Source organism: Ornithinicoccus sp. (assembly GCF_057176825.1).
Genome location: NZ_CM169976.1, coordinates 2,524,746 through 2,548,340, shown reverse-complemented (window position 1 = coordinate 2,548,340; position 23,595 = coordinate 2,524,746). Strand labels below are relative to the sequence as shown.

Below are 23,595 nucleotides of genomic sequence, written 5' to 3'. Positions count from 1 at the left end.
CTCCCCACCGGCCCCGGAGACTAGCCAGGGCCCGTGCGCTGTTGGGGCCGAGGACGTGCCGCCGGGCTGACGACAGGTCCCCGTTGTCTACTAAGCGCACGGGCCCTGGCTGTCCACACCTGTCCCTGAGACACGGACCCGACCAGGGGCACGACCGTTGGTGAAGATGGCTGAGCAGCCACGGCCGGTCTCCTGGACAGGGCACGCAACCGCCTACCGGTGGTGCAGGCGATGCGGACTTGACAGACAAACCTAATCGTCGTGACGCACCTGTCAACGTGGCGCTGACCTGCGACAACGCACATTCTCGCAGGTCAGCGGCACCGCTGGAGCGGACAAATCGGGAGGGTCAATTTTTGACAGATCGGCGTGTCGCCACCGACACGCCGCCCGTCGTGTTACTCACGGGTCACCTGGGAGTGGCGTGACCTGGACCCTCGCCCCACGGCCGCTCGCGGTCGAAGACCACGTGTCCGTCCACCACGGTGCGGGTGGCCGACGGCAGTCCGGGAACGTCCTCGACGGCCACCTCGGGCAGTCCGCCCTGACGGACACCGGTGCCCGCGGGGACCTCCCACACCGCGTAGGTGGCCGGCGCCCCGGGCCCGAGCGTCCCGCCGGGTCGACCGGCGAGCTGGTATCCCGCCCGGGTGTGGGCCACGAAGGCCTCCTCGATCGAGATCCGCTCGGCCGGGTTGTGATGACGCGCCGCCGCGCGCACCCCCGCCCAGGGTGCCAGCGGGGTCACCGGGCTGTCCGAGCCCAGGGCCACCTGGACACCCGCGTCCAGCATGCTGCGCAGCGGCACGGCGGCCAGCGCCCGCCGCTCCCCCAGCCGCGCGGCATACATGCCGTCTGCGCCGCCCCACGCGGCGTCGAAGGAGGACTGCATGCTCGCCCAGATCCCCAGGTCGGCCATGGTCTCCAACACCTCGGCGTCCGGCAGTTCCACGTGCTCCCACCGGTGGCGGGAGGCCCGGACCGCCTCCCGACCGACGACCTCCGCGGCCTCGCGGAATCCCTCGGCCATGGTGTGCAGTGCCGCATCCCCGATCACGTGCCCGCCAGCCTGGAGCCCGGCACGGGTGCAGGCGACCACGTGCTCCCGGACCTGCTCGACGCTCAGGTAGCCGTAGCCGTGGTGCTCCCCCGCCGTGCCGTCCTCGGCCAGGTAGGGATCGACGACGTGCGCCGTGCGGGACCCGAAGGACCCGTCGGCGCACAGGTCGCCGGCCAGCCCGATGACGCCGAGGTGCCGGGCCAGCTCGCGGGCCTCCTCCTCGCTGTCGGTGAGACGGCCCCAGTAGGCGACCGTCCCCACCCGCCCGGCGCCCAGCCCCGCCTCCAGGACGGCCCGCACGTCCTCGAAGCTCGTCAGGTGGTCGGCGCCGGTCTCGTGGACCAGTCCGATGCCCCGCTCCGCGGCGGCGCGCAGCGCCAGGTCCAGGTAGTGCTCCCGGTCCGCCTCGGTCATGCCCGAGGTGAATGCGTTGGTCACGGCAGCGAAGGCGTCGCGCTCGACGACACCAGCCCCGTCCCAGCCGTCCATGCCGTGCACCCGGGCGACGGCCGCCATGGCCGAGGAGACGCTGGCCGAATGGGCGTCGACCCGCGGCATGTAGACGACCCCGCCGTAGGTCGCGCGGTCCAACTCGGCAGCCGTCGCCGGACGCCGCTCGACCCACCGGGTCTCGTCCCAGGAGTGCGCATAGATCGGTCGCCCCCGCGTGTGGCGGGCCGCACTCTCGATGAGTCGCAGTGCCTCGGCCAGGGACCGGGTCGCGGACAGGTCGACCCCGTCCAGTCCCTGCCCCGTCATCGTCAGGTGCACATGGGCGTCCGCGAAGGCGGGGGTGACCAGGGCCCCGTCCAGCTCGATCACCTCTCCGGCCGCGTCGACGTGCCGGGCCGCGTCCTCGTCCGTGCCGAGCCACAGCACCTGACCGCCTCCGGTGAGCAGCGCGGTGGCGTCGGGGACGTCCGCTGACACCACCCGCCCACCGCGCAAGAGCACGGTGCCGGGCTGCGGGGTGTCATCCGGCGGGGTCTGGGACTCTGGTGCGGTTGTCACCGGACCAGTCTGCCCCCTGGCGCCGACGGTCCCGACCCCGGGAGACGGTCACCGCGACCACCTCGCTCGGGAACGGCATACGTCCTGTCTGGTGGCTCTTTCACCGGAGGATCTCCGGCGTGTTGATGCCTTCACCGGAAATCCTCCGTATCATGGCCCCATGAGTGCGATCGAGCAGCCGTACCGGTACCAGCAGAAGCAGCTGGTGGAGCCGGACTGGACCAGGTTCCCGGGGTGGCGAGAGGTCACCGAGGAGCAGTGGGCGGACGTGCAGTGGCAGCGGGCCCACTGCGTGAAGAACCTGCGCCAGCTGCGCGAGCTGATGGGCGACCTCCTCACCGAGGACTTCTACGCCGACCTCGAGCGGGACCAGGCCGAGCGGGCCACCATGTCGATGCTGGTGCCGCCGCAGATGATCAACACCATGGTCAGCGAGATGACCTGGGAGGACGGGCGGATGCCCACCGCCGGTGCCGAGTTCACCGCCGCGTTCCTGGCCGACCCGGTCCGCCGCTACATGCTTCCCGTCTTCTCCGACCGGCGCACCGACTGGCCCTCGCACCCGTACAGCGCCCGCGACTCCCTGCACGAGCACGACATGTGGGTGGCCGAGGGGCTCACGCACCGCTACCCCACCAAGGTGCTGGCCGAGTTGCTGCCCACCTGCCCCCAGTACTGCGGGCACTGCACCAGGATGGACCTGGTCGGCAACTCCACGCCGACGATCACCAAGCTCAAACTGGCAGGCAAGCCGATGGACCGGCACGAGGCGATGCTGGACTACCTGCGCCGGACCCCGACGGTGCGCGACGTCGTCGTCTCCGGCGGCGACGTGGCCAACATGCCCTGGAAGAACCTCGAGGTCTTCCTGGACAAGCTGCTGGAGATCGAGAACATCCGCGACATCCGGCTGGCGACCAAGGCCCTGATGGGGCTGCCGCAGCACTGGCTGGCCCCCGACACCGTCGAGGGGGTCGCCCGGGTGTCGGCCACGGCCCGCTCGCGCGGCGTCGGGCTGGCGATCCACACCCACGTCAACAACGCCCAATCGGTCACGCCCCTGGTGGCGCAGGCGTCGCGGGCGATGCTGGACGCGGGCATCCGCGACGTGCGCAACCAGGGCGTCCTGATGCGCGGGGTCAACTCCACCTCGGCCGGCCTGCTCGACCTGTGCTTCGCCCTCGCCGACGTGGCCAACATCACGCCCTACTACTTCTACATGTGCGACATGATCCCGTTCGCCGAGCACTGGCGGCTCTCCCTGGCCGAGGCGCAGCACCTGCAGCACTCGATCATGGGCTACCTGCCCGGGTTCGCCACGCCGCGGATCGTGTGCGATGTCCCGTTCGTCGGCAAGCGCTGGGTGCACCAGGTCGACAAGTACGACGTGGAGCGCGGCATCTCCTACTGGCGCAAGAACTACCGCACCAGCATCGAGGGCGAGGACGTCGACGTCACCAGCGCGGAGTACGTCTACTACGACCCGATCTACACCCTGCCGCAGTCCGGTCAGGACTGGTGGCGCCAGCACAGCGCCGCCGACGCCGAGGCCACCCACGAGGCGGCGACCGCCGCGGCGAAGACCTCCCGGGACGCCTCCCTGGCCCAGCTCTCCTGACCCCCTCCCGTCCCATTTTCGTAGCGGTTTTGCGCCCGGATCCCCTATTTTCGTAGCGGATCTGCCGGGAGCGCGGCAGACCTTCGTCGCAGGTTGGGGCAACGGTCGACCACCGTTCGTCCCTCGTACACCCGGGGTGCCCCGAGGTGGAACCACGTCGCTGGCTACGCTGCTGTCGTGGCTCGCTCCCGCACCAAGGACCGGGCCGGCGGCACGCCGGCCACGGTGGCGCTGCAGCGCGCCGGCATCGCCTTCGTCCCGCGGTCCTACACCCACGATCCGGGGGCGACCTCCTACGGTCTCGAGGCCGCGCAGGCGCTCGACGTCGACCCGGCCCGGGTGCTCAAGACCCTGCTCGTGGAGATCGACGGCGGCCTCGGCGTCGGGATCGTGCCGGTGGCCTGCCAACTCGACCTGAAGGCGGTCGCGGCCGCGCTCGGCTCGAAGCGGGCCGTGATGGCCGACCCCAGGGTCGCCGAGAGGGCCACGGGCTACGTGGTCGGCGGGATCAGTCCCATCGGGCAGAAGAAGACCCTGCCCACGGTCCTGGACGCCTCGGCGCACGACTTCGAGACGGTGTTGGTCTCCGGGGGTCGGCGGGGCTTCGACCTTGAGCTCGCGCCGGAGGACCTGATGCGGGTCACGGGCGCGGTGTCCTGTCCCATCGCCCGCTGAGTCGCCGCGCCGGCAGATCCGCTACGAAGTTGCGGGGTGGGAGGTCAAAGTCACTACGAAAATTGGTCAGGTGGGGAGCTCGACCGGGCGGCCCTCCCACGGCGTCGACAGGACGACGGTGGTGCTGCTGGCACAGTTGGCCGCGGCACGGATGTCGGCCAGCAGTTGCTCCAGGTCCGACGGCTTGGCCAGCCGCACCTGGATCACGTAGTTCTCCCGGCCGGCCACGGACCAGCAGGAGTCGATCTGGGGAAGGTGCTCCAACCGCTGCGGTATGTCGTCCGGCGCCGAGGGGTCGAACGGCGAGAGGGCGATGAGCGCGGTCAGCGGGAGCCCGACCTTCTCGAAGTCCACGACCGCCCGGTAGCCGGTGATGACGCCGCGCTCCTCCAGCCGCTTGACGCGCTGGTGGACGGCCGAGGTGGACAGTCCGGTCCGCCGACCGAGGTCGGCATAACTCATCCGCCCGTCCTCGGCCAGGAGGGAGACGATGTGCCGGTCGAGCGCTTCCATGGGTACAGCGTAGTGAGGCAGCACCTTCGGCCGCCCGTGGCACACCCGGGTGACCGGACTCAGCCGGCGTCGGCGACGACCTCGGCCTTGAATCCCGCGGCGTTCTCCAGCCACCCGGCGTAGTAGTCCGGCCCCCCGGCGTGGGGGTAGCGCTCCTCATACAGGGGGCGCCACCCGTGGCCGGTCGCCGCCTCCATGATCGCGTCGACCTCCCCGGGCGACCCGCCGCGGAAAGCTAGGTGGTTCACCCCCGGACGCCGGCGGTCGTGCTCGGGTGCCGACAGGTTCGGCGACGTCGTCAGCGTCAGATACGCCCCGTCGGCCTCCCAGGACTCCCCGTCCGGCCACTGCTGCACCCGCTCGAAACCCAGCCGGGACAGCAGCCACCCCCAGGACCCGGCAGCCTCCGGCAGGTCAGCGACCCAGAGCTCGACGTGGTGGAATCCCGGCACGGCCCCAGCCTAGTCAGCCGCAGGCGCGCTCGACCGGTCTCTGGTCCATCTGCCGGAACGAGGGCAGCACGAACGGGGCAAGGGCCACCACCAGGTAGACCGCGCCGAATGCGAGCAGCGCCACCCGGACCCCGACGAGGTCGGTGAGGGCCCCCGCCACCAGCGGCCCCAGGGGCAGGCCCGCCCAGGCGACGGCCTTGATGGCGCCCAGCACCCGCGGCAGCATCTCCTCGGGCACCCGCTCGAACTGCACGGCCCCCACGACCGGATTGATCCCCCCGCCGGCGAGCCCGGCGGCCGCGGCGACCGCGACCACCACGGGCACCGGCGCCCCCAGGGCGAGGACGAGCAGCAGCGGCGGCCCGCCCACCAGGAAGCCGACGGAGTAGGTGAGCCAGCGGCGCAGCCGTGGCGCGAGCCAGGACCCCAGCAGGCTGCCGGTCAGCCCACCGAGGGCCAGCGCACCGGCGACCGTGCCGACGACGGCGACCGGCAACTCCTGGTCACGCACCCACGCGGGCAACAGCACGCCGGAGAGCCCCATGGAAATGAGGTTGGTGAGCGCGATCATCAGCACCAGGCCGCGCAGCACCGGCTCGCTCGCCAGGAACGCCAGTCCCTGCACCAGCCGGGTGCGGTATGCCGTGGTGCCAGCCGACGCGTCCGGCACCGCGGCGGCGCCGACCTCGCGCGGGACCCCCAGTGCGACCACGAGCCCGGCCAGGGCGATGCCGGTGCCGCTGACGGCCAGGACCAGGGCCGGCTCGAGCACGGTGAGCAGCACCCCGGCCAAGGGCGCCCCGACCAGGTGGCCCCCCTGGGAGACGCTGGCGTGCAGCCCCGCGGCCCGCTCCAGCGGGACCCGGGCGCGCCGCGCCGACCCGGGGACCAGCGGTGCGCTGCCGCAGTCGGCCACGCCCCTCAGCCCGCCGACGACGGCGACCAGGCCGAGCAGGACGTCGAACCGCAACTGACCGGCCAGGTGCAGGGCGGGCACGAGCAGCAGCACCCCGCCGGCCACCAGGTTGCCGGTCCGACTCGCCCGCCGCGGCCCGAACCGCTCGACCCACGGCCCCGCCAGCGCCTGCATCAGCACGTAGGGGGCCAGCTCGGCGAAGACGACCAGCCCGGTGCGGGAGGCGCTGCCGGTGGTGGTCAGCACGAGCCACGGCAGCGTGATCGCGGACACGGCGGTGCAGGTCACCGAGACCAGGTATGCCGTCAGGACCGCTCCGAGCGGTCGCCGGCTCCCTCGTTGGCCGGGTGCCGCGACGGGCCCGTCCCCCGGGGTCGGGCTCACCCTCCCGGTCGTCCGTGGTCGTCGGGCAGCAACTGGTACTGCAACACTGCCCGCTCCCGGTCGCCGTCCCGGTCCTCCTCGTCCGGAGCCCCAGGGCCCCGTGCCACGCCGGCCTGGTCCCGGCGGAACTGCGCGACGACGCCCATGATGCGGTGCGCCAGCTCCCTGGCCTCCGTCCGGCTCAGGCTCAGGGAGACCTCCCCCAGTTGCCAGGGCAGGTGCGGGAGCTCCTCGCGACGACCCGAGAGGCTGTCGACATACCCCAGGACCCGCTCGTAGGACACCTGAGCCGCCATCCGCAGGTACTGCTCGGCCGCCTCGACCTGTGCGGCGTCACCCTCCTGCCCGGGCACCCGGAAGGTGAAGGTCACCCCCTCCCGCACGACCCGCCAGAACCGGTCCCGCCCCGTGCCGCGCTCCGGGTCGTCCTCGACCAGGCCGGCGTCGGCCAGCACCCTGAGGTGGTAGCTGGTGACCCCGCTGGACTGGCCGATCCGCTCCCCCAGCGCGCTCGCCGTGGAGGGGCCGTCCTCGCGGAGCAGCCGCAGGAGCGTCATCCGCACGGGATGGGCCAGCGCCTGGACGTTCGCGGGGGTGACCACCGCGTACCGCTCGGGGTCGAACCACGGGGGCGGCCAGGACTGCTCGTTCTCGGACTCGGTCACGGCACCACCGTAGTATTGCAAAGTCATTTTGCAAAATGGTTTTGCGGACGCCCGGCATAGGGTGCTGCCATGGCCACGTCTGACCGCCTGCTCCTGCTGGACACCGCCTCGCTCTACTTCCGGGCCTACTACGGGGTGAAGGACCCGCAACCCGCTCCCGACGGCACCCCGACGAACGCGCTGCGCGGGCTGCTGGACATGACGGCGACCCTGGTGACCCGCTTCTCCCCCAGCCACCTGGTGGCCTGCTGGGACAACGACTGGCGCCCGGACTTCCGGGTGCAGGCGATCCCCAGCTACAAGGCACACCGCCTGCTGCCGGGTAGCGAGGTCGTCGAGGACACCCCGGAGGACCTGCAGCCCCAGGTGCCGCTGATCCGTCGCGCGCTCGAGTCGTTCGGGATCGCGGTGCAGGGGTCGGACGGCTACGAGGCCGACGACGTCATCGGCACCCTCGTGCATCGGCACCGGGGCACCCTGCCGATCGACGTGGTGACCGGCGACCGGGACCTGTTCCAGTTGGTCGACGACGCCGGCGGGGTCCGCGTCGTCTACACCGCCCGCGGCGGGGTGCGTGACGCCGACCTGATCACCGAGGAAACCCTGCGGGAGAAGTATGCCGTCGGCTCCGGACAGGCTTACGCCGACATGGCCTGCCTGCGCGGTGACACCAGCGACGGGCTCCCCGGCGTGGCCGGCATCGGGGAGAAGACGGCCGCCGCCCTCATCAACAGCTACGGCACCCTGGCCGGGGTCCGGCAGGCCCTGGCCGACGGCGACCCGGCCATCAAGGGTGCCCGCCGCAAGAACCTCGAGGCGGCCTCGGCATACCTGGACGTGGCGCCCCTCGTGGTGCAGGTGGCCCGGGACGCCCCGCTCCCCGACCACCCCGTGACCGTGCCGCGTGAGCTCGCCGACCCCGGCACCCTGCAGCAGTATGTCGAGGCGTACGGGATCGGTGGCTCGGTCCGCCGGCTCATGGAGGCGCTACGAATCGCGCCCTGAGGCTCAGCGCCCGCGGGGCCGGCGCGGCTCGCCCGGCGGGTACTCCCCGTCGTCGCTGCCGTCGTCGTGCTGGAAGAGCAGGTTCTGCAGGGTGACCTGGACGTTCTCCACCCCGGGAACGTCGTGCAGCACCAGTCCGGCCTTGTCGGTGGCGTCGGAGATCACGAGCGTGCCGCACCCGAGCACCCGGTCGATCGGGCCCTTCTCGATCCCGACGTCGTTGATCCGGTAGAGCGGGATGTCCCGGCCCCGCTTGGTCAGGATCCCCGACCGGTGGCTGACCCGCCGGTTGGTGAACACGTAGCGCGAGGAGTTCCAGCGCCAGATCGGGATCAGCACGAAGGCCGCCGCCGTGACCAGCGCCAGGGCCCCGACGATGGCGAGCACCCACATCGACCAGTCGCTGTCCCGGGCCAGCCACCAGGCCAGCACGACCACGCCGATCAGGAAGAGGAGCAGCGCGATCGGCGACAGCAGCGCCTTCCAGTGGGTGCGCATCCGCAGGATGATCTCCTCGCCCTCGGCGAGGTGCTTGTCTTTCAACGCCATGGCTGCATCCTGCCACCGCCCGGGCGCCGAGTGGGCCACCCGGCGCCGATCAGTCGAGTCGGTCGGCCGCCACCACCCCGCGCAGCATGGCATCCGCAGCCCGCGCGGCGGTGTCGGCCAGGTGCCCGTCGGCGGCCTGGGTGATCTGGCCCAGCAGATCGACCACCTGCTTGGCCCTGCGCACGAAGTCGCCCGCCGTGAGGTCGGAGTCGCGCAGCACCTCGGTCAGGTCCCGTCCGCTGGCCCACCGGTGCACCATCCAGGCGATGCCGGCGTCCAGTTCCCCGGTGAGGGGCAGCCGGTGCTCCCCCTCCTGGTCGGTCAGCCGGGACCAGATCGCCAGCATCTCGTGGTAGGCCTCGGTGACGTCGCCGGTGGGCATCCGGGGGGTGCCGGTCTCCTCCCCGCGGGGCTCGTGGACCAGGATCGACACGGCGGCCGCCAGCGAGGGCGCGTCGAGGCGCTGCCAGGTCCCCTGGGCCAGGCACTGGGCGGCGACCAGGTCCTTCTCGGTGTAGATCCGTCGTAGCCGCTGCCCCGTCCCGGTGACGACCGTGCCGCCGTCGGACAGGTAGCCGAGCTCCTCCAGCAGCTCGCAGATCCGGTCGAAGGTCCGTGCGACGGTGTTGGTGCGGGTGCCGACCCGCCTGGTCAGATCATCGGTCTCCCGGCGCAGCTTCCACCACCGTGCGGCCCACCGGGCGTGGTCCTCCCGGTCCGGGCAGTCGTGGCACGGGTGCTCCCGCAGCCGGGCCCGGAGGTCCTCGATGCGCTCCTGGATCTCCTGCTCGGCCGGGTCGGGACCGGTATGCCGTGCCGCGCCGTCGCGGACCCGCTCGGGTCGGCGGTTGGGCGGCGGGTCGAACGGCACCTTGGCGCGCAGGGTCGCCGCCAGGTCCTTGCGGGACTTGGTGTTGCGCGGGTTGAAGTGCCGTGGGATCGCCAGCTCCGCCACGGGCTCCACCGGCTCCGTCACGTCGTGGACGGTCAGCCGGCGCACCTGACCGTCGCCGGTCAGGACGGTCGGCTCCGGGGCCCGGCCGGGCTTGGTCGGTGCCGCGAGCACGACGGCCATGCCGCGTCGGCGGCCCGAGGGCAGCGAGATCACCTCGCCCCGTCGCAGTTCCTCCAGGCTGAGGGCCACCTCGGCCCGGCGGGAGGCCGAGCGGGCCCGCCCGACCTCCTTCTCCGCCTCGCTCAGCTCGCGGCGCATCCGGCCGTACTCGCGGAAGTCGCCCCGGTCACAGCGCATCGACCCGGCATACCCCTCCAGCGCCTCCTCGTTGCGCCGGGCCTGGGTGGCCAGCCCGACGACCGCCCGGTCGGCCTGGAACTGGGCGAAGGAGGACTGCAGCAACTCCCTGGCGCGCTCCCGGCCGAACTGGGCCACGAGGTTGACCGCCATGTTGTAGGTCGGCCGGAACGAGGACCGCAGCGGGTAGGTGCGGGTGGAGGCGAGGCCGGCGACCTCGGCCGGGTCGACACCACGCCGGTGCAGCACCACCGCGTGCCCCTCGACGTCGATCCCCCTGCGCCCTGCCCGTCCCGTGAGCTGGGTGTACTCCGCCGGCGTCACCGGGGCGTGCTCCTCGCCGTTGAACTTCACCAGCCGCTCCAGCACCACGGTCCGGGCCGGCATGTTGATCCCCAGCGCCAGGGTCTCGGTGGCGAACACGGCCCGGATCCGCCCGGCGGTGAACAGCTCCTCGACGATCTCGCGGAACAGGGGCAGCATCCCCGCGTGGTGCGCGGCGAACCCCCGGGAGAGCCCCTCGACGAACTCGTGGTAGCCCAGCACCCCCAGGTCGGCATCGGCCACCGTCGACCCGACGCGCTCCTCGACGGTCCGCCGGATCGCCCGGCCCTCGTCCTCGGGGACCAGCCGGGTGCCGCGGCCGAGCAACTGCTGGACGGCTGCGGTGCACCCGGCCCTGCTGAAGATGAAGGTGATCGCCGGCAGCAGGCCCTCCCGGTCGAGCCGCTCGATGACCTCCGCCCGGCTGGCCCCGCCACCGGGCAGGCTGCCCCGGGCCGGTCGCCCGTCCTCGACCCGCCCGCGGTCCCGCCCCCTGGCCTTGCCCCGCCGACCCCGGGGACCGCCGTGGTCCTCCCGCCGCCACGGCGTGTCGGAGCGACGGGTCGCCGCGATGCGTTCGCGCAGCTCGGGATTGATCCGGGTGTCGGTATGCGGACCGGCCGGGTCCGCGCGCAACGACTCCCCCTCCGTGACAAAGAGGTCGAGCAGCTCCCTGCCCACCATCATGTGCTGCCACAGCGGGACGGGTCGCACCTCGGAGACGATGACGTCGGTGTTGCCGCGCACCTCCCGCAGCCAGTCGCCGAACTCCTCGGCGTTGCTCACCGTGGCCGACAGGGAGACCACCTGCACCGACTCGGGCAGGTGGATGATGACCTCCTCCCACACGGCCCCGCGGAACCGATCGGCCAGGTAGTGCACCTCGTCCATCACCACGTAGCCGAGCCCGCGCAGGGTGCGGGAGTCGGCATACATCATGTTGCGCAACACCTCGGTGGTCATCACCACCACGGGCGCCTCCCCGTTCACCGAGGAGTCGCCGGTGAGCAGGCCGACGTTGGCGGCCCCGTGCAGGGCCACGAGATCGTGGTACTTCTGGTTGGACAGCGCCTTGATGGGAGTGGTGTAGAAGGCCTTGCGCCCGGTCTCCAGGGCCAGGGCGACGGCGAACTCGCCGACGATCGTCTTGCCGGCGCCGGTGGGAGCGGCGACGAGCACGCCCTTGCCGTCCGCGACGGCCTCGATGGCCTCCACCTGGAAGTCATCCAGGTCGAAGCCGAGCCCGGCCCGGAACCGGCCGACCGGTCCGTCCTGCGCACGGTGCCGGCGCTGGGCAGCGGCATACCGCTCGGCGGGGGTGGACATGGAGCCAGGCTACGTCAGGAGGTGGTCCCCGGCGGGACCACGACCTGCACCGCGCCGGGCAGCGTCGTGCAGGTCACCGGGAGCGGGCCGACCGGGTCCCCGTCGCCGAAGGCGACCAGGTCGGGTCCCTCGACCCGGACGGTGGCGGCGCGGCGCACCTGCACGGACGGGTGCCCGACGTGACGCCCCGAGAACACCCGGGCGAGCAGCCCGGCCGCCTGGCGGGCACCCACCCGGCCGATGACCACGACGTCCAGCAGCCCGTCACCGGGGTCGGCGTCGGGGGCGATCCGCATCCCACCGCCATAGACCGGCATGTTGCAGGCGGCCACGACCAGGGCCTCGGTGTCCCACCGGTCCCCGTCCAGCTCCAGCCGGTAGGGCTGGGGCCGCAGGTGCGGCAGCTCCGGCAGGGTGGCCGCCGCGTAGACGGCGGGGCCGAGCCACTTGGGCAGCGTCGCGCCCCGGGCCGCGATCCGGGCATCGATCGCCGCGGGGACCGATCCCAGGACGATCCGGCCACTCGGCGCCACCTCGATGAGGTCCACCGTGCGCCGCACGTCGTGCAGCAGGGAGGCGATGGCGGCGCTGGGCCCCAGGGGAACGCCGAGGGACCGGGCGTTGTCGTTGCCGGTGCCGGCCGGGACGATCCCGAGTGCGGTGTCGGTCCCCCGGCAGGCGCCCGCGGCCAGCCCGACGGCACCATCGCCACCGACCACGACGAGGACCTGGACCCCCTCCTCAACCGCCACCCGGCACGCTGCGCGTGCCTCCTCGACGCTGGCCGTCTCCAGCTCGTGCACCTGCTGACCGGCCTCGCGCAGAGCCCGGACAACCCGGACGCCCCGCTCCCCCGCCCGGCCGCGCCCGGACCGCGGGCCGCGCAGCACGGCATACCGGGTCACAACGAGCTCGCCTGGTCGTCCGGGGTGTCCAACCACTCCGGGTCCCGTTTGCGGCGGCGGCGTTCCAGGATTGCCGAGAAGCCGACGGCGCACCAGTAGAGCGCGAACATCGGGATCGACAGGGCGATCATCGTCCAGGCGCTGGGGTCGGGGGTGACGAGGGCGGCGAAGATCAGGATCCCGACGAGGGCGATCCGCCAGCCCTTGATCATCACCCGCACCGGCAGCACGCGCAGCGAGTTCAGCCCGACCATGATCACCGGCAGCAGGAAGGCCAGGCCGAAGGCGACGATGAAGTACAGGATGAAGTGCAGGTAGGTCATGGCGTCGGTCAGGTTGGCCGCGTTCTCGGGCGTGAAGCCGAGCAGCACCACGACGGTCTGCGGCAACGCCCACGCGGCCAGCGCGCAGCCGGCGAAGAACAGCGGCACCGACACCAGGAAGTAGGCCAGCGCCAACCGCTTCTCCCGCGGCCTCAGGCCGGGCAGCAGGAAGGCCCAGATCTGCCAGATCCAGACCGGGCTGGCCAGCACCACCCCCACGAACAGGGCAACGGTGAGCTGCACCGAGAACGGCTGCGTCAGACCGCCGCCGAAGTTGATGTTGATCAGGTTGTCACCGCGGTTGCGGGCGTGCTCCCGCAGCGGCTCCAGGATGAAGTCGATCAGCTCGTCGTAGAGGATCCACCCGACCACCGAGGCGACCAGGACGGCCAGGGCCGCGATCAGGGCGCGGTTGCGCAGCTCCCGGAAGTGGTCCCCCAGCGACATCCGCCCCTCGGGGTGGCGGGGACGACGCAACGACGGCACGGGTGATCGGGTGGTGCAGGGATCTGTCGGGGCTCAGGACCGGTGCGGGTCGTCGCCCGGAGGGGACTGACCGTTGGCCGTGCCGTTGTCGGCGGCGTGGTCCTCGCGGGCGGCCTCACCCCGGACGGTGTCCTGGCTGGCGGCGCTGGGGTTGTCGTCCTTGTCGCCCATCTGCTGCACCTCCGACTTGAAGATGCGCATCGAACGGCCCAGGCTGCGTGCGGCGTCGGGCAGGCGCTTCCAGCCGAAGAGGAGCACGATCACCAGCACGATGACGACGATCGACCAGGGACTGTCGAAGAGTCTGGCGAACACGTTCTGCCTTTCGTCGGAGGGTCCTGCGTGCGGTCAGTGGTGGGTGGTGCGCTGCGGCGGGATGCCCCGCCGCCCCGAGTCTATGCCTCCGGCCCCGGTGCGGGGGGCGCGCCGTCGCCGTAGTGCTCGAGGGCGGCCCGGGCGCCGTCCCGGACCTGCTCCGCCACGGACGCCGGGGAGAGCACGGTCGCCGCACCGCCCAGACGCCACACCAATCGGGCCACCCAGGCGGGGTCGGAGGTGCGCAGCGCCACCGTGACCGTGCCGTCCTCGTGGCGCTGCGCCGACTCGACGGGGAAGTTCTCCGCCACCCACGCCGCCCCGGGGGCCAGCCGCAGGTGCACCACCAGGTCGTCCGGGGAGGGTTGGAAGACCCCGGTGGTGACCTGGCGCGGCGTGGCCTCCTCCGGGGGTGTCCCGTCCTCCTCCAGCACGGTCGCCTGTTCCACCCGGTCCAGGCGGAACAGGCGCACCCCCTCGGCCCGGTGGCACCAGGCCTCGAGGTACCAGCGGCCGTCGATGGACAGCACCCGCATCGGGTCCACGTCGCGCTCGGTGCTCTCGTCGCGGGAGGCGACCAGGTAGCGCAGGTGCAGCCGACGGCGCCGCTCCAGGGCGTCCCGCACCAGCCCCAGCACCTGGCGCTCCTGCTCGTCGGTGTCGATGTCGATCCGGACCTGCGCCGACGCCTGCGCCGCCTCGCCGGCGGCGTGCTCCAGCTTGGCCAGCGCCCGGTCGATCGCCGCGTGCTCGTCGATGCCCGGCACCTCGGCCAGAGCGCGCAGCGCCACGATCAGCGCCAGCGCCTCGTCGCGCCCCAGCCGCAGCGGCCGGGCGATGGTGTCGGCGTTGCCCAGGTGGACCCGCCCGTCCTCCCAGGATGCCTCGATCAGGTCATCGGGCATGTGCCCCGGCGTGCCACAGACGAAGAGCAGCTCCAGGTCGTCCACGATCTGCTGCTCGCTCACCCCGAATTGCCCCGCGGCCTCGCCGATGTCGATGCCCTGTCGCGTCAGCAGCCACGGCACCATCGTCAGCAGCCTCCCGAGCCGATCACTCGCCGTCTCGAACGTCCGGCTCACGGCGCCCCCTCCTGTCGGATTCTCGGGTCACCCGATAATCCTGCGCGTCGTAGCGAACCTTCCCGGTCGGAAGCGCCAGGTTCCGGAGTGTAGCCAGGCTCCCCCGCGCTCGCATCGTGCGCCCCGGCCACCGCGGCCAGCATCTCCCGGACGCGATCGACCAGCTCCGGCGGCTCCAGCAGGCGCGCATCCGGCCCCAGCGACGCGACCTCCTCCGCCAGGCGCCACCCGGCCTGCGCCTCGACCGTGAGGATGTCCCAGCCCTCCTCGCCCGGCAGGACGTCTGCGGCGAGCCGACGCAGCGTGTGGCCCGACCCGGTGCGCACGGCGATCCTCCCCGACACCGGTGCCTCGGCGGTGCTGGCCGTGATCATCGCTCGCGGGTCATGGTCCTCCGGCGCCGCGTAGCCACCCGGCCGGCCCTGGCTGCGGACGGCACCGACGATCCGATCGACCCGGAAGACGCGTGGGGCCTCGCGCCCCAGGTCGTGACCGGTGAGGTACCAGTGCCCGTGCCAGGCCGTCAGCACCCACGGCTGCACCTGCCGACTCGTGACACCCGCTCCCCCACTGCCCCGGTAGTCGAAGGCGATCGCCTGCCGGTTCAACACCGCGTTGCGCACCGGCTCAAAGGCCGGGGCGTTGGTGTGCAGCAGCGGCTCGAACCCGGCGACCGACGCGTCATCCCTGGTCAGCCCGTCGCTCTCCAGCTTGCGCAGCGCCTGCGCCGCGGCCCCCGCGAGGCTGGCCTGCGACCAGGCGCGGCTGGCCAGCCCGATCACGGCCAGCTCGTCAGTCGCGAACTCGATCTCCGGGAGGGCGTACTCGCGCCGGTCGATCCGGTAGCCGGGCTCGTCGTCGAACAACGGGTCCACAGTCTCGGTGCGCAACGGGATCCCCAGGTCCCGCAGCTCGTCCTTGTCCCGCTCAAACATCCGGTCGAAGGCTTCCTCGGTGCTGTCGGCATACTGCGGCACCGCCCGGCGGATCCGGGCCTTGCTCATCGGTTGCCGGGTGTAGAGCAGCGCGATCACCAGGTTGAGCAGTCGCTCGGTCTTGGTGGAGGCGGGGGTGCTGCGGGCCATGCACGCGACGCTACCCGACGGCCACCGCCGGGGCTCGGACCTGCCGCCGCGTCGTCTATCGTCGGCGTGTGATCCAGTGGCGTGAGGGAGAAGTCGTCGCCGCCGGCCCGCGCTGGGGCGCGGCCGCCGAGGTCCGTGTCGCGCTGCCCGGCGAGCAGGATGCTCCCGTCCGTGCTCTCGCGTATGCCGATCTGCTGGGCGACGTGGGTCCCGGGGACCGGGTGCTGCTCAACTGCAACGCCCTCGACAAGGAGCTGGGCACCGGGGGCTTGGCGCTGGTCGTCGCGGTGCTCGGCCGCCTCCCGTCCGTCGCACCCACGGAGGTCGGCCACCTGGTCAAGGCCCGGTACACCCCGCTCCAGGCGGTGGTGCTCGGGGCGGACGAGCAGCAGAGCCCCCACCACGCGGTGCTGGAGGAGGCCGACAACATCGACGGGATGCCCGTGGTGACCGCCGACCTGCACTCCAGCCTGCCGGCGATCCTGGCCGGGCTGCGGGCGGACCGACCGGGGGCGCGGGCCGTCTACGTGATGACCGACGGCGGGGCGCTGCCTGCGGCGTTCTCCCGCACCGCCGCCGCCCTGCGCGAGACCGGCTGGCTGGACGCCGTGGTGACCACCGGGCAGAGCTACGGCGGAGACTACGAGGCGGTGACGGTGCACACCGGCCTGCTCACGGCACGACTCGTCGCGGACGCGGACGTCGCCATCGTCACCCAGGGGCCGGGCAACCTGGGCACCGGCACCCGGTGGGGGTTCTCCGGGGTGGCCGCCGGGGAAGCGCTGAACGCTGCCGCCGTCGTCGGGGGCCACGGCATCGCCGCACTCCGGGTCTCGGGGGCCGACCCGCGGGAGCGGCACCGCGGCATCTCCCACCACAGCCTCACGGCATACGGCAGGGTCCTGGCCCGCCTGGCCGACCTTCCGGTCCCGGATCTGCTGGGCCAGCCGGACGTGCCGGACAGCCTGGCGGAGACGGTGATCGTGCAGGCCACCGAGCTGGTCGGTGACGCCCCGAACCTGCGTCGGCACGACATCGCCCTTGACGGGCTGCTCCCCGCGCTGCGCGAGTGCCCGGTCCCCCTGTCCACGATGGGACGTGGCCTGGACGATGATCCGGCGGCGTTCCTGGCCGCGGCCGCGGCTGGACGCCACGCTGCGGCCGTGGTGGCCCGGATCGACCGGGACCAGTGACCAGCACTCCCGCTAGCGGACGTCCTCCAAGTCGACCACGAAGATCAACGTCTCGCCACCCTTGATCGCGCCGCCGGCGCCCCGGTCGCCGTAGCCCAGGTGCGGCGGGATGACCAGCTTGCGCCGGCCCCCGACCTTCATCCCCAGGATGCCCTGGTCCCAGCCCTCGATGACCTGGCCGATCCCGGCGCGGAAGGCCAGCGGCTCGCCACGGTTCCAGGAGGCGTCGAACTCCTCGCCGGTGGACCAGGCCACCCCGACGTAGTGCGCGAGGACGGTCGAGCCAGCCGTGGCTTCGGCGCCGTCACCGACCTTGAGATCCTCGATCACCAGCTCGCTGGGCGGGGTGTCACCGGGGAACTCGATCTCCGGCTTGGTCTTCTCGCTCATGCTGCGGACTCCTTCGGTGTGTGCGGTGTCGTGCCGTATGCCGACGCGTGTCTCGGTGCGCCGTCGCCACGTGGGTGGGGTGTCAGCGGGTGGACGTCAGTCGGCGTCGAGGATGTCGACGACGAAGACGAGTGTCTCGCCGCCCAGCTCCGGGTGGTCGTCGCCGTAGGCCTGGTCCGGCGGGATGACCAGGAGCACCCTGCTGCCGATCGGCTGCCCGACGAGGCCCTCGTCCCAGCCGGTGATGACCTGGCCAGCACCGACCTGGAAGCCGAACGGCTCACCACGCTCCAGGGAGGAGTCGAACTGCTCCCCGTCGCTCCACTTCACGCCGGTGTAGTGGACGGTGACCTGCTGGCCGGACTGCACCTCGTCGCCCTCACCCTCGATGAGCGGCTGGACGACCAGCTCGGCGGGGGGATCCTCCCCGTCGGGGATGGTGACCTGGGCCGGCGAGGTGCCGTCGGCCTCGACCGTGGGCAGGCCCTCCTCCGGCTCGACCTCGGTCCCCTCGGCCTGGCTCAGCGGCACGTGGGCCGAGACCACCTCAAGGTAGACGACGAGCGTGTCGCCGCCGCCGATGCCGAGGTCGGGGTAGCCGTCGGGGCCGAAGCCGTCCTCGGGGGACATGGCGGCGATCACCTCGGCGCCGGGGGCGGTGCCGACCAGGGCGTTGGTCAGCCCCGGGAGCAGGTCCTGCAGCGTCAGGTCGAAGGTGACCTCCTGGTCGTCGGCGACCGAGTTGACGATCTCCTCCCCCGTCGTGCCGTTCACCATGATGTAGCGCGCCCGCACGTGGTGCTCGGCGGTGATCTCCTCACCGTCACCCGGCGTGACCTCCGTGGTCTCGGACTCCGCGACGGCGAACGGCACGTCACCCTCGGCGAAGAGCTCCCCGCCCAGGGTCAGGGCCGGGGCACCGTCGACGTCCTCCACCGCCACGTCCGCGAGGTCCCCGCGGGGGGCGACTGAGGTGGCGGCGGCGTCGTCACCGGCCGAGGCGGTCGCCTGGTCGGTCTCGGTGCTGCCGTTGTCGCCGTCGTCGGAGCCGCAGGCGCCGAGCAGCAGCGCCGTGGTGAGGGCTGCACCGAGCAGCCGGAATCGTGGAGAGCGCACGCGCCATCCTGTCTGTCGCAGGTCGTTGGGAACACCCCAGCCTAACCCGCGCCGCCTGGGAGGTTGCTGGGTGCTCAGACCAGCCGGTGCGTGCCGGGCCGCACGCCGGAGCGGATCGACTCGATCAGGTCGGTGATCCGGTGGTCCTCGCTGATGAACGGGTCCTTGCACAGCACGGTGCGCTGGGCGGCGTCGTTGAGCTTCAGGTGCACCCAGTCGACGCTGAAGTCGCGGCGGTGCTCCTGCGCGGCGCGCACGAAGTCGCCGCGCAGCTTGGCGCGGGTGGTCTGCGGCGGGGTGTGCGTGGCGGTCTCGATCTGCTCGGGCGTCACGACCGTGGCCGCACGTCCGCGACGAGTCAGGATGCTGAACAACCCCCGGGTGGGGTGGATGTCGTGCCAGGCCAGGTCCAGTTGTTGCACCCGCGGGTGCGTCAGCGGCAGGTCGTGCGCCTCGGCATACTCCCGCAGTGTGCGCAGCTTCATCACCCACTCGACCTCGGTGTCCACCAGCGAGAAGTCCTGCGTCTGCACCGCCCGCAGGGTGCGTTCCCACAGGTCCAGCACGGAGCGGTAGGGCTCGCGCTCGGCCAACCCGGACGCCTCGGCATACCGGCTGACCCGGCTGAGGAACTCGGTCTGCAGGTCGACGGCGGTCATGGTGCGCCCGTTGGACAGGGTGAGCGTATGCCGACCCTCCAGATCGCGGGAGATGTCCCGGATCGCGCGGATCGGGTTGTCCAGGGTGAAGTCGCCCAGGGGGGTGCCGGACTCGATCATCTTCAGCACCAGGTCGGTGCTGGCGACCTTGAGCCGGGTGGTGGTCTCGCTCATCGTGGAGTCGCCCACGATGACGTGCAGCCTGCGGAACCGCTCGGCGTCGGCGTGCGGCTCGTCCCGGGTGTTGATGATGGGCCGGGACCGGGTGGTGGCCGAGCTCAGGCCGTCCCAGATGTGGTCGGCGCGCTGGCTGATCAGGTAGACGGCATGGTCGCCGGTGACGTGCAGTCTGCCCGCCCCGGCGATCAGCTGCCGGGTGATCAGGAACGGGATCAGGGTGTCGGTGACCCGACTCAGCTCGCCCTGGCGCCGGATCAGGTAGTTCTCGTGGCAGCCATAGGAGTTGCCTCGCGAGTCCACGTTGTTCTTGAGCACGTAGACCCGGGAGTCGATGCCCTCCTCGGCCATCCGGTGCTCGGCGTCCAGCGCCAGGTCGTGCAGGATCGACTCCCCCGCCTTGTCGTGCGCGACGAGCTCGTCAAGGTCGTCGCACTCGGCGGTGGCGTACTCGGGGTGGGACCCGACGTCCAGGTAGAGGCGCGAGCCGTTGCCGAGGAAGACGTTGCTGGAGCGGCCCCAGGAGACGACCTTGCGGAACAGGTAGCGGGCGACCTCGTCCGGTGCGAGCCGGCGGTCCCCGGTGAAGGCACAGTTGACACCGAACTCGGTCTCGATCCCGAAGATCCGGCGTTCCATGACCTCACCCTAAGCGGTGGCCGGGGACCGCCACGGGTCAGGACTCCTCGTCGTCCTGCTGGGTCTGCGGGTTGGTGGTCGGCACGCCGTCCCCCGCCGGTGGTGGCGCCGACGGGGCGTTCTCGCCGGTGAGCGTGTCGTGCGGGCCGGGGCGGGCGTCGTCCTGGGTCGGGATGTCGGTGGTCGGGGCGTCGCCGTCGAGCAGCGCGTCCAGCAACGGGCCCCCGATCCGCCGGAAGGTGCGCCGCGGGCGACGCCGGTCCAGGACGGCCACCTCCAGGTGCTCGGGGCCGAGCTCGCGGGGCTCGCCCTCCTGGTCCACCGCGAGCAGGTCGACCGCCAGCCGCAGCACGACGTCAAGGGACTGGTCCGGCTCCCACCGGTCGCGCAGCCCCGTGGTCAGCGCCTCGCTGGCCCCACCCATCGCGACGAAGCCGCGTTCCTCGGTGACCGACCCGTCGTAGGTCAACCGGTACAGCTGGTCACCGGCGGGCTCCACCCCCACCTGGGCCACCGCGATCTCCACCTCGTAGGGCTTGGACTCCTGGGTGAAGACCGTGCCGAGCGTCTGGGCGTAGGCGTTGGCCAGGCCCCGGGCGGACACGTCGCTGCGGTCGTAGGAGTAGCCGCGCAGGTCGGCATACCGGATACCGGCGACCCGCAGGTTCTCGAACTCGTTGTACTTGCCCACGGCGGCGAAGGCGATCCGGTCGTAGATCTCGGAGACCTTGTGCAGGGTGCTGGAGGGGTTCTCGGCCACGAACGCGATGCCGTTGGCATAGCCCAGGACCAGCACCGACCGACCCCGCGCGATCCCCTTGCGGGCGAAGTCGGCCCGATCCTTCATCAACTGCTCGGGCGAGACGTACATCGGGAAGGTCATCGGGCACCTCCGGGGTTGCCGCGCCGTCGCTGGACCAGGTCACCGACCATCGCCTCGAGTATGTCGTCAGGCAGGTAGCGCACGCCGGCTGCGGTGACCACGGCGCAGGTGGGGTAGATCTGCCGGGCGGGGTCGGGCCCGCCGGTGGCCGAGTCGTCGTCGGCTGCGTCGTAGAGCGCCTCGACGGCGACGGAGACGGAGCGCGCCTCATCCATCCCCGGGTGCCACAGCTTCTTCAGCGAGCCGCGGGCGAAGAGCGAGCCTGAGCCGATGCTGTGGTGCCGTTCCTCCTCATAACACCCGCCGGTCATGTCGTAGGAGAAGATGCGCCCGTCCCCGCGGGCCAGGTCGTAGCCGGCGAACATCGGGAGCACGGACAGGCCCTGCATCGCGTTGCCGAGGTTGCCCCGGATCATCGCTGCGAGGCGGTTCGCCTTGCCCTCCAGCGAGAGCAGGGTGCCCTCGATCTTCTCGTAGTGCTCGAGCTCTACCTGGAACAGCTTGACGATCTCGATGGCCACCCCGGCCGTGCCGGCGATCCCGACGACGGAGTACTCGTCGGCGGTGAACACCTTCTGCATGTCCCGGTTGGCGATGAAGCTGCCCATCGTGGCCCGGCGGTCCCCGGCGACGACCACGCCGTCGGCGAAGGTCAGCGCGACGATCGTGGTGCCGTGTGGGGCCTCGACGGCACCCTCACCCACCCTGGCGCCCCCGCCGGGCAACAGGTGTGGGGCGTGGCTGCCCAGGAACTCGGTGAACGAGCTGCTCCCCGTGCTGCGGTAGCTGGCCGGCAACTGGGACTCGGGTCTCCCGCTCACTGGCCACCCTTCTGCACGAAGCCGTGCACGAACTCCTCGGCGTTGGACTCCAGCACCCCGTCGATCTCGGCCAGCAGGTCGTCGACCTCGGCGTCCCGCTTCTGGTCGGCCGCCTGCGGCGCGGCCGCCGGCGGCTCGGGTGGGGTGTCGGCGTCCTCGCGGCGCTCGGGCCTGCGCTCCTGCTCCTGACCGGCCATGACGTCGTCCTCTCCGTGCTGTCCCGGGCGTCGGCACCCGGTGGGGTCGACCCTAACGCGCGGCCAGCGCCTCCAGGAAGGCGGCGGCGTCCTGACTTGCCTCGAGCAGCTCACCGGTGTCCTTGCGGGTGCCCAACAGGGGCTCGGGCAGGCTCACCCGGCGCAGCCCCCGGGCCCCGACCCCGAAGACCACCGAGTCCCAGGAGGCGGCCCGGATCTCCTCGGGGTACCGGCTGACGCAGCTGCCCCGGAAGAAGGCACGGGTGTCCTCCGGCGGGGTGTGCACCGCCGTCTCGACGGCGGCCGGGTCGACCAGGGCCCGCAACCGGCCGCTGTCGCGCATCCGTACTCCCAGCCCCCGGGTGGCGTCGAGGTCGGAGTACTGGATGTCGATCGCTGCCAGCTTCGGGTCGCCCCACTCCAGGCCGCCCCGGTCCCGGTAGGCCTCGAGCAGCCCCAACTTGGCCACCCAGTCCAACTCGGCAGCGCAGCTCATCGGGTCGTGGGCGAGTCGTCCGGTGATGTCGTCCCACAGGTCGAGGACCTCGGTGGTGTCCGGGTCCGGCTCCCACCCCGGCACCTCGTCCGCGGCCAGCCCGGCCACCGCCTCCCGGTATGCCGTGAGGATGTCGAGGGCGCGCACCGCCCGTCCGTCCGTGGTCGGGACGGTGGCGCGCAGGCTCGGGTCGCGCGAGAAGATCCGGATCGCCGCGACCGGGTCGGCCAGTTCGAGATCCGGGGCCCGGTCGTGCTCGATGAGACGCAGCACGAGGCTGGTCATGCCGACCTTGAGCAGGTTGGCCGTGTCGGCGATGTTGGCGTCGCCGACGATGACGTGGAGCCGCCGGTACTTCTCGGCCGAAGCGTGCGGCTCGTCCCTGGTGTTGACGATGGGGCGCTTCAGCGTGGTCTCCAGCCCGATGTCGGTCTCCACGTAGTCGGCCCGCTGCGCGATCTGGAAGCCGGGCTCCTGGGAGCTGACACCGATGCCGACGCGCCCCGCGCCACACACCACCTGGCGGGCGACGAAGAAGGGGATCAGGGCCCGGGCGATGCGCAGGAACGGCACCTCGCGGGGCATCAGGTAGTTCTCGTGGGTGCCGTAGGAGGCGCCCTTGCCGTCGACGTTGTTCTTGTAGATCCGCAGCGCCCGGCCCTGGCCGGCGAGGGCGTCGCAGGCCTGCCGCATGACCGACTCCCCGGCGCGGTCCCAGGTCACGGCGTCGCGCGGCGTCAGGACCTCCGGTGAGGAGTACTCCGGGTGCGCATGGTCCACGTAGAGGCGGGCGCCGTTGGACAGCACCGAGTTCGCCGTCGCGGGATCGTCCTCGTCGGTCAGCTGGCTGACGTCGGCCAGGGCGCGGGCCATCTCATAACCCCGGGCGTCGCGCAACGGCGTCTCGTCCGCGTAGTCCCAGCCCGAGCCCGTGGGCAGGGCCCGCCCCGGACCGGCGGACACGACATACGAGCGCACCGCCTGCCCGGAGAGCAGGATCGGGTTGGCGCCCGGGTCACCCTGCGCGGTGATCCCGAACTCGGTCTCCAGACCCATCACCCGGCGTGCCGTCATGTCC

At 72.1% G+C, this 23,595-nt stretch carries 23 protein-coding genes; 4 read left to right on the top strand and 19 right to left on the bottom strand.

What is annotated here, in order from left to right:
* Positions 1–409: 409 nt before the first annotated feature.
* Complete coding sequence (locus tag AC1QRC_RS12650; protein ID WP_484203653.1) at positions 410–2,071, bottom strand: amidohydrolase; 1,662 nt, start codon at positions 2,069–2,071, stop codon at positions 410–412.
* A 160-nt stretch (positions 2,072–2,231) separates the two neighbouring features.
* Here AC1QRC_RS12650 and AC1QRC_RS12645 point away from each other — a divergent pair, with 160 nt between their 5' ends.
* The gene (locus tag AC1QRC_RS12645) at positions 2,232–3,689 is read left to right on the top strand and encodes a KamA family radical SAM protein (protein WP_484203652.1); all 1,458 of its coding nucleotides are present in this window, start codon (positions 2,232–2,234) and stop codon (positions 3,687–3,689) included.
* 177 nt (positions 3,690–3,866) lie between these two features.
* On the top strand, positions 3,867–4,364 hold the full coding sequence (gene ybaK, locus AC1QRC_RS12640; RefSeq protein ID WP_484203651.1) for a Cys-tRNA(Pro) deacylase: 498 nt from the start codon (positions 3,867–3,869) through the stop codon (positions 4,362–4,364).
* A gap of 66 nt (positions 4,365–4,430) precedes the next feature.
* On the opposite strand, the gene AC1QRC_RS12635 is transcribed toward ybaK, so the two are convergent.
* The 4 genes from AC1QRC_RS12635 to AC1QRC_RS12620 are packed head-to-tail and all read right to left on the bottom strand — an operon-like array spanning position 4,431 to position 7,294.
* Positions 4,431–4,877: an Lrp/AsnC family transcriptional regulator gene (locus AC1QRC_RS12635; RefSeq protein WP_484203650.1), complete on the bottom strand. Its 447-nt coding sequence runs from the start codon at positions 4,875–4,877 to the stop codon at positions 4,431–4,433.
* 59 nt (positions 4,878–4,936) lie between these two features.
* Positions 4,937–5,329 carry a VOC family protein gene (locus AC1QRC_RS12630; RefSeq protein WP_484203649.1) on the bottom strand — a complete coding sequence of 131 codons (393 nt, stop codon included), beginning with the start codon at positions 5,327–5,329 and terminating at the stop codon, positions 4,937–4,939.
* Positions 5,330–5,342: 13 nt separating this feature from the next.
* Complete coding sequence (locus tag AC1QRC_RS12625) at positions 5,343–6,629, bottom strand: MFS transporter (RefSeq protein ID WP_484203648.1); 1,287 nt, start codon at positions 6,627–6,629, stop codon at positions 5,343–5,345.
* Positions 6,626–7,294 (bottom strand): ArsR/SmtB family transcription factor, encoded by a 669-nt coding sequence (locus AC1QRC_RS12620; RefSeq protein WP_484203647.1) that lies wholly within the window; start codon positions 7,292–7,294, stop codon positions 6,626–6,628. The genes AC1QRC_RS12625 and AC1QRC_RS12620 overlap by 4 nt, the downstream gene beginning before the upstream one ends.
* Before the next feature lie 69 nt (positions 7,295–7,363).
* On the opposite strand from AC1QRC_RS12620, the gene AC1QRC_RS12615 reads away from it, so the two are divergent.
* Positions 7,364–8,299: a 5'-3' exonuclease gene (locus AC1QRC_RS12615; RefSeq protein WP_484203646.1), complete on the top strand. Its 936-nt coding sequence runs from the start codon at positions 7,364–7,366 to the stop codon at positions 8,297–8,299.
* A gap of 3 nt (positions 8,300–8,302) precedes the next feature.
* Here the strand turns inward: AC1QRC_RS12615 and AC1QRC_RS12610 are convergent, their stop codons facing one another.
* From AC1QRC_RS12610 to AC1QRC_RS12580, 7 genes are all read right to left on the bottom strand, one after another.
* Positions 8,303–8,848 (bottom strand): PH domain-containing protein, encoded by a 546-nt coding sequence (locus tag AC1QRC_RS12610; protein WP_484203645.1) that lies wholly within the window; start codon positions 8,846–8,848, stop codon positions 8,303–8,305.
* A 49-nt stretch (positions 8,849–8,897) separates the two neighbouring features.
* Entirely contained in the window at positions 8,898–11,750 is a 2,853-nt protein-coding gene (locus AC1QRC_RS12605) for a DEAD/DEAH box helicase (protein ID WP_484203644.1), read from the bottom strand.
* Positions 11,751–11,764: 14 nt separating this feature from the next.
* Complete coding sequence (locus tag AC1QRC_RS12600; protein WP_484203643.1) at positions 11,765–12,655, bottom strand: diacylglycerol/lipid kinase family protein; 891 nt, start codon at positions 12,653–12,655, stop codon at positions 11,765–11,767.
* A complete protein-coding gene (gene tatC / locus AC1QRC_RS12595; RefSeq protein ID WP_484203642.1) occupies positions 12,652–13,464 on the bottom strand; it encodes a twin-arginine translocase subunit TatC in 813 nt (270 codons plus the stop codon). The genes AC1QRC_RS12600 and tatC overlap by 4 nt, the downstream gene beginning before the upstream one ends.
* A gap of 33 nt (positions 13,465–13,497) precedes the next feature.
* On the bottom strand, positions 13,498–13,779 hold the full coding sequence (gene tatA / locus AC1QRC_RS12590; protein ID WP_484203641.1) for a Sec-independent protein translocase subunit TatA: 282 nt from the start codon (positions 13,777–13,779) through the stop codon (positions 13,498–13,500).
* Positions 13,780–13,859: 80 nt separating this feature from the next.
* Positions 13,860–14,861 (bottom strand): helix-turn-helix transcriptional regulator, encoded by a 1,002-nt coding sequence (locus AC1QRC_RS12585; RefSeq protein WP_484203640.1) that lies wholly within the window; start codon positions 14,859–14,861, stop codon positions 13,860–13,862.
* Positions 14,858–15,946: a helix-turn-helix transcriptional regulator gene (locus AC1QRC_RS12580; RefSeq protein WP_484203639.1), complete on the bottom strand. Its 1,089-nt coding sequence runs from the start codon at positions 15,944–15,946 to the stop codon at positions 14,858–14,860. The genes AC1QRC_RS12585 and AC1QRC_RS12580 overlap by 4 nt, the downstream gene beginning before the upstream one ends.
* 68 nt (positions 15,947–16,014) lie before the next feature.
* On the opposite strand from AC1QRC_RS12580, the gene AC1QRC_RS12575 reads away from it, so the two are divergent.
* Positions 16,015–17,139 (top strand): DUF3866 family protein, encoded by a 1,125-nt coding sequence (locus AC1QRC_RS12575; protein WP_484203638.1) that lies wholly within the window; start codon positions 16,015–16,017, stop codon positions 17,137–17,139.
* Positions 17,140–17,151: 12 nt separating this feature from the next.
* On the opposite strand, the gene AC1QRC_RS12570 is transcribed toward AC1QRC_RS12575, so the two are convergent.
* The 7 genes from AC1QRC_RS12570 to dop all read right to left on the bottom strand — a co-directional run bounded on the left by AC1QRC_RS12570 (position 17,152) and on the right by dop (position 23,591).
* On the bottom strand, positions 17,152–17,529 hold the full coding sequence (locus AC1QRC_RS12570) for an FKBP-type peptidyl-prolyl cis-trans isomerase (RefSeq protein ID WP_484203637.1): 378 nt from the start codon (positions 17,527–17,529) through the stop codon (positions 17,152–17,154).
* Positions 17,530–17,625: 96 nt separating this feature from the next.
* Positions 17,626–18,645, bottom strand: a complete 1,020-nt coding sequence (locus tag AC1QRC_RS12565) for an FKBP-type peptidyl-prolyl cis-trans isomerase (RefSeq protein ID WP_484203636.1) — start codon at positions 18,643–18,645, stop codon at positions 17,626–17,628.
* A gap of 74 nt (positions 18,646–18,719) precedes the next feature.
* The gene (pafA, locus tag AC1QRC_RS12560) at positions 18,720–20,120 is read right to left on the bottom strand and encodes a Pup--protein ligase (RefSeq protein WP_484203635.1); all 1,401 of its coding nucleotides are present in this window, start codon (positions 20,118–20,120) and stop codon (positions 18,720–18,722) included.
* A 37-nt stretch (positions 20,121–20,157) separates the two neighbouring features.
* On the bottom strand, positions 20,158–21,003 hold the full coding sequence (prcA, locus tag AC1QRC_RS12555) for a proteasome subunit alpha (RefSeq protein WP_484203634.1): 846 nt from the start codon (positions 21,001–21,003) through the stop codon (positions 20,158–20,160).
* Positions 21,000–21,824: a proteasome subunit beta gene (gene prcB, locus AC1QRC_RS12550; protein ID WP_484203633.1), complete on the bottom strand. Its 825-nt coding sequence runs from the start codon at positions 21,822–21,824 to the stop codon at positions 21,000–21,002. Before prcB ends, prcA begins: the two co-directional genes overlap by 4 nt.
* Positions 21,821–22,021 (bottom strand): ubiquitin-like protein Pup, encoded by a 201-nt coding sequence (locus AC1QRC_RS12545; protein ID WP_484203632.1) that lies wholly within the window; start codon positions 22,019–22,021, stop codon positions 21,821–21,823. Before AC1QRC_RS12545 ends, prcB begins: the two co-directional genes overlap by 4 nt.
* A 52-nt stretch (positions 22,022–22,073) precedes the next feature.
* The gene (dop, locus tag AC1QRC_RS12540) at positions 22,074–23,591 is read right to left on the bottom strand and encodes a depupylase/deamidase Dop (RefSeq protein ID WP_484203631.1); all 1,518 of its coding nucleotides are present in this window, start codon (positions 23,589–23,591) and stop codon (positions 22,074–22,076) included.
* Positions 23,592–23,595 lie beyond the last annotated feature (4 nt).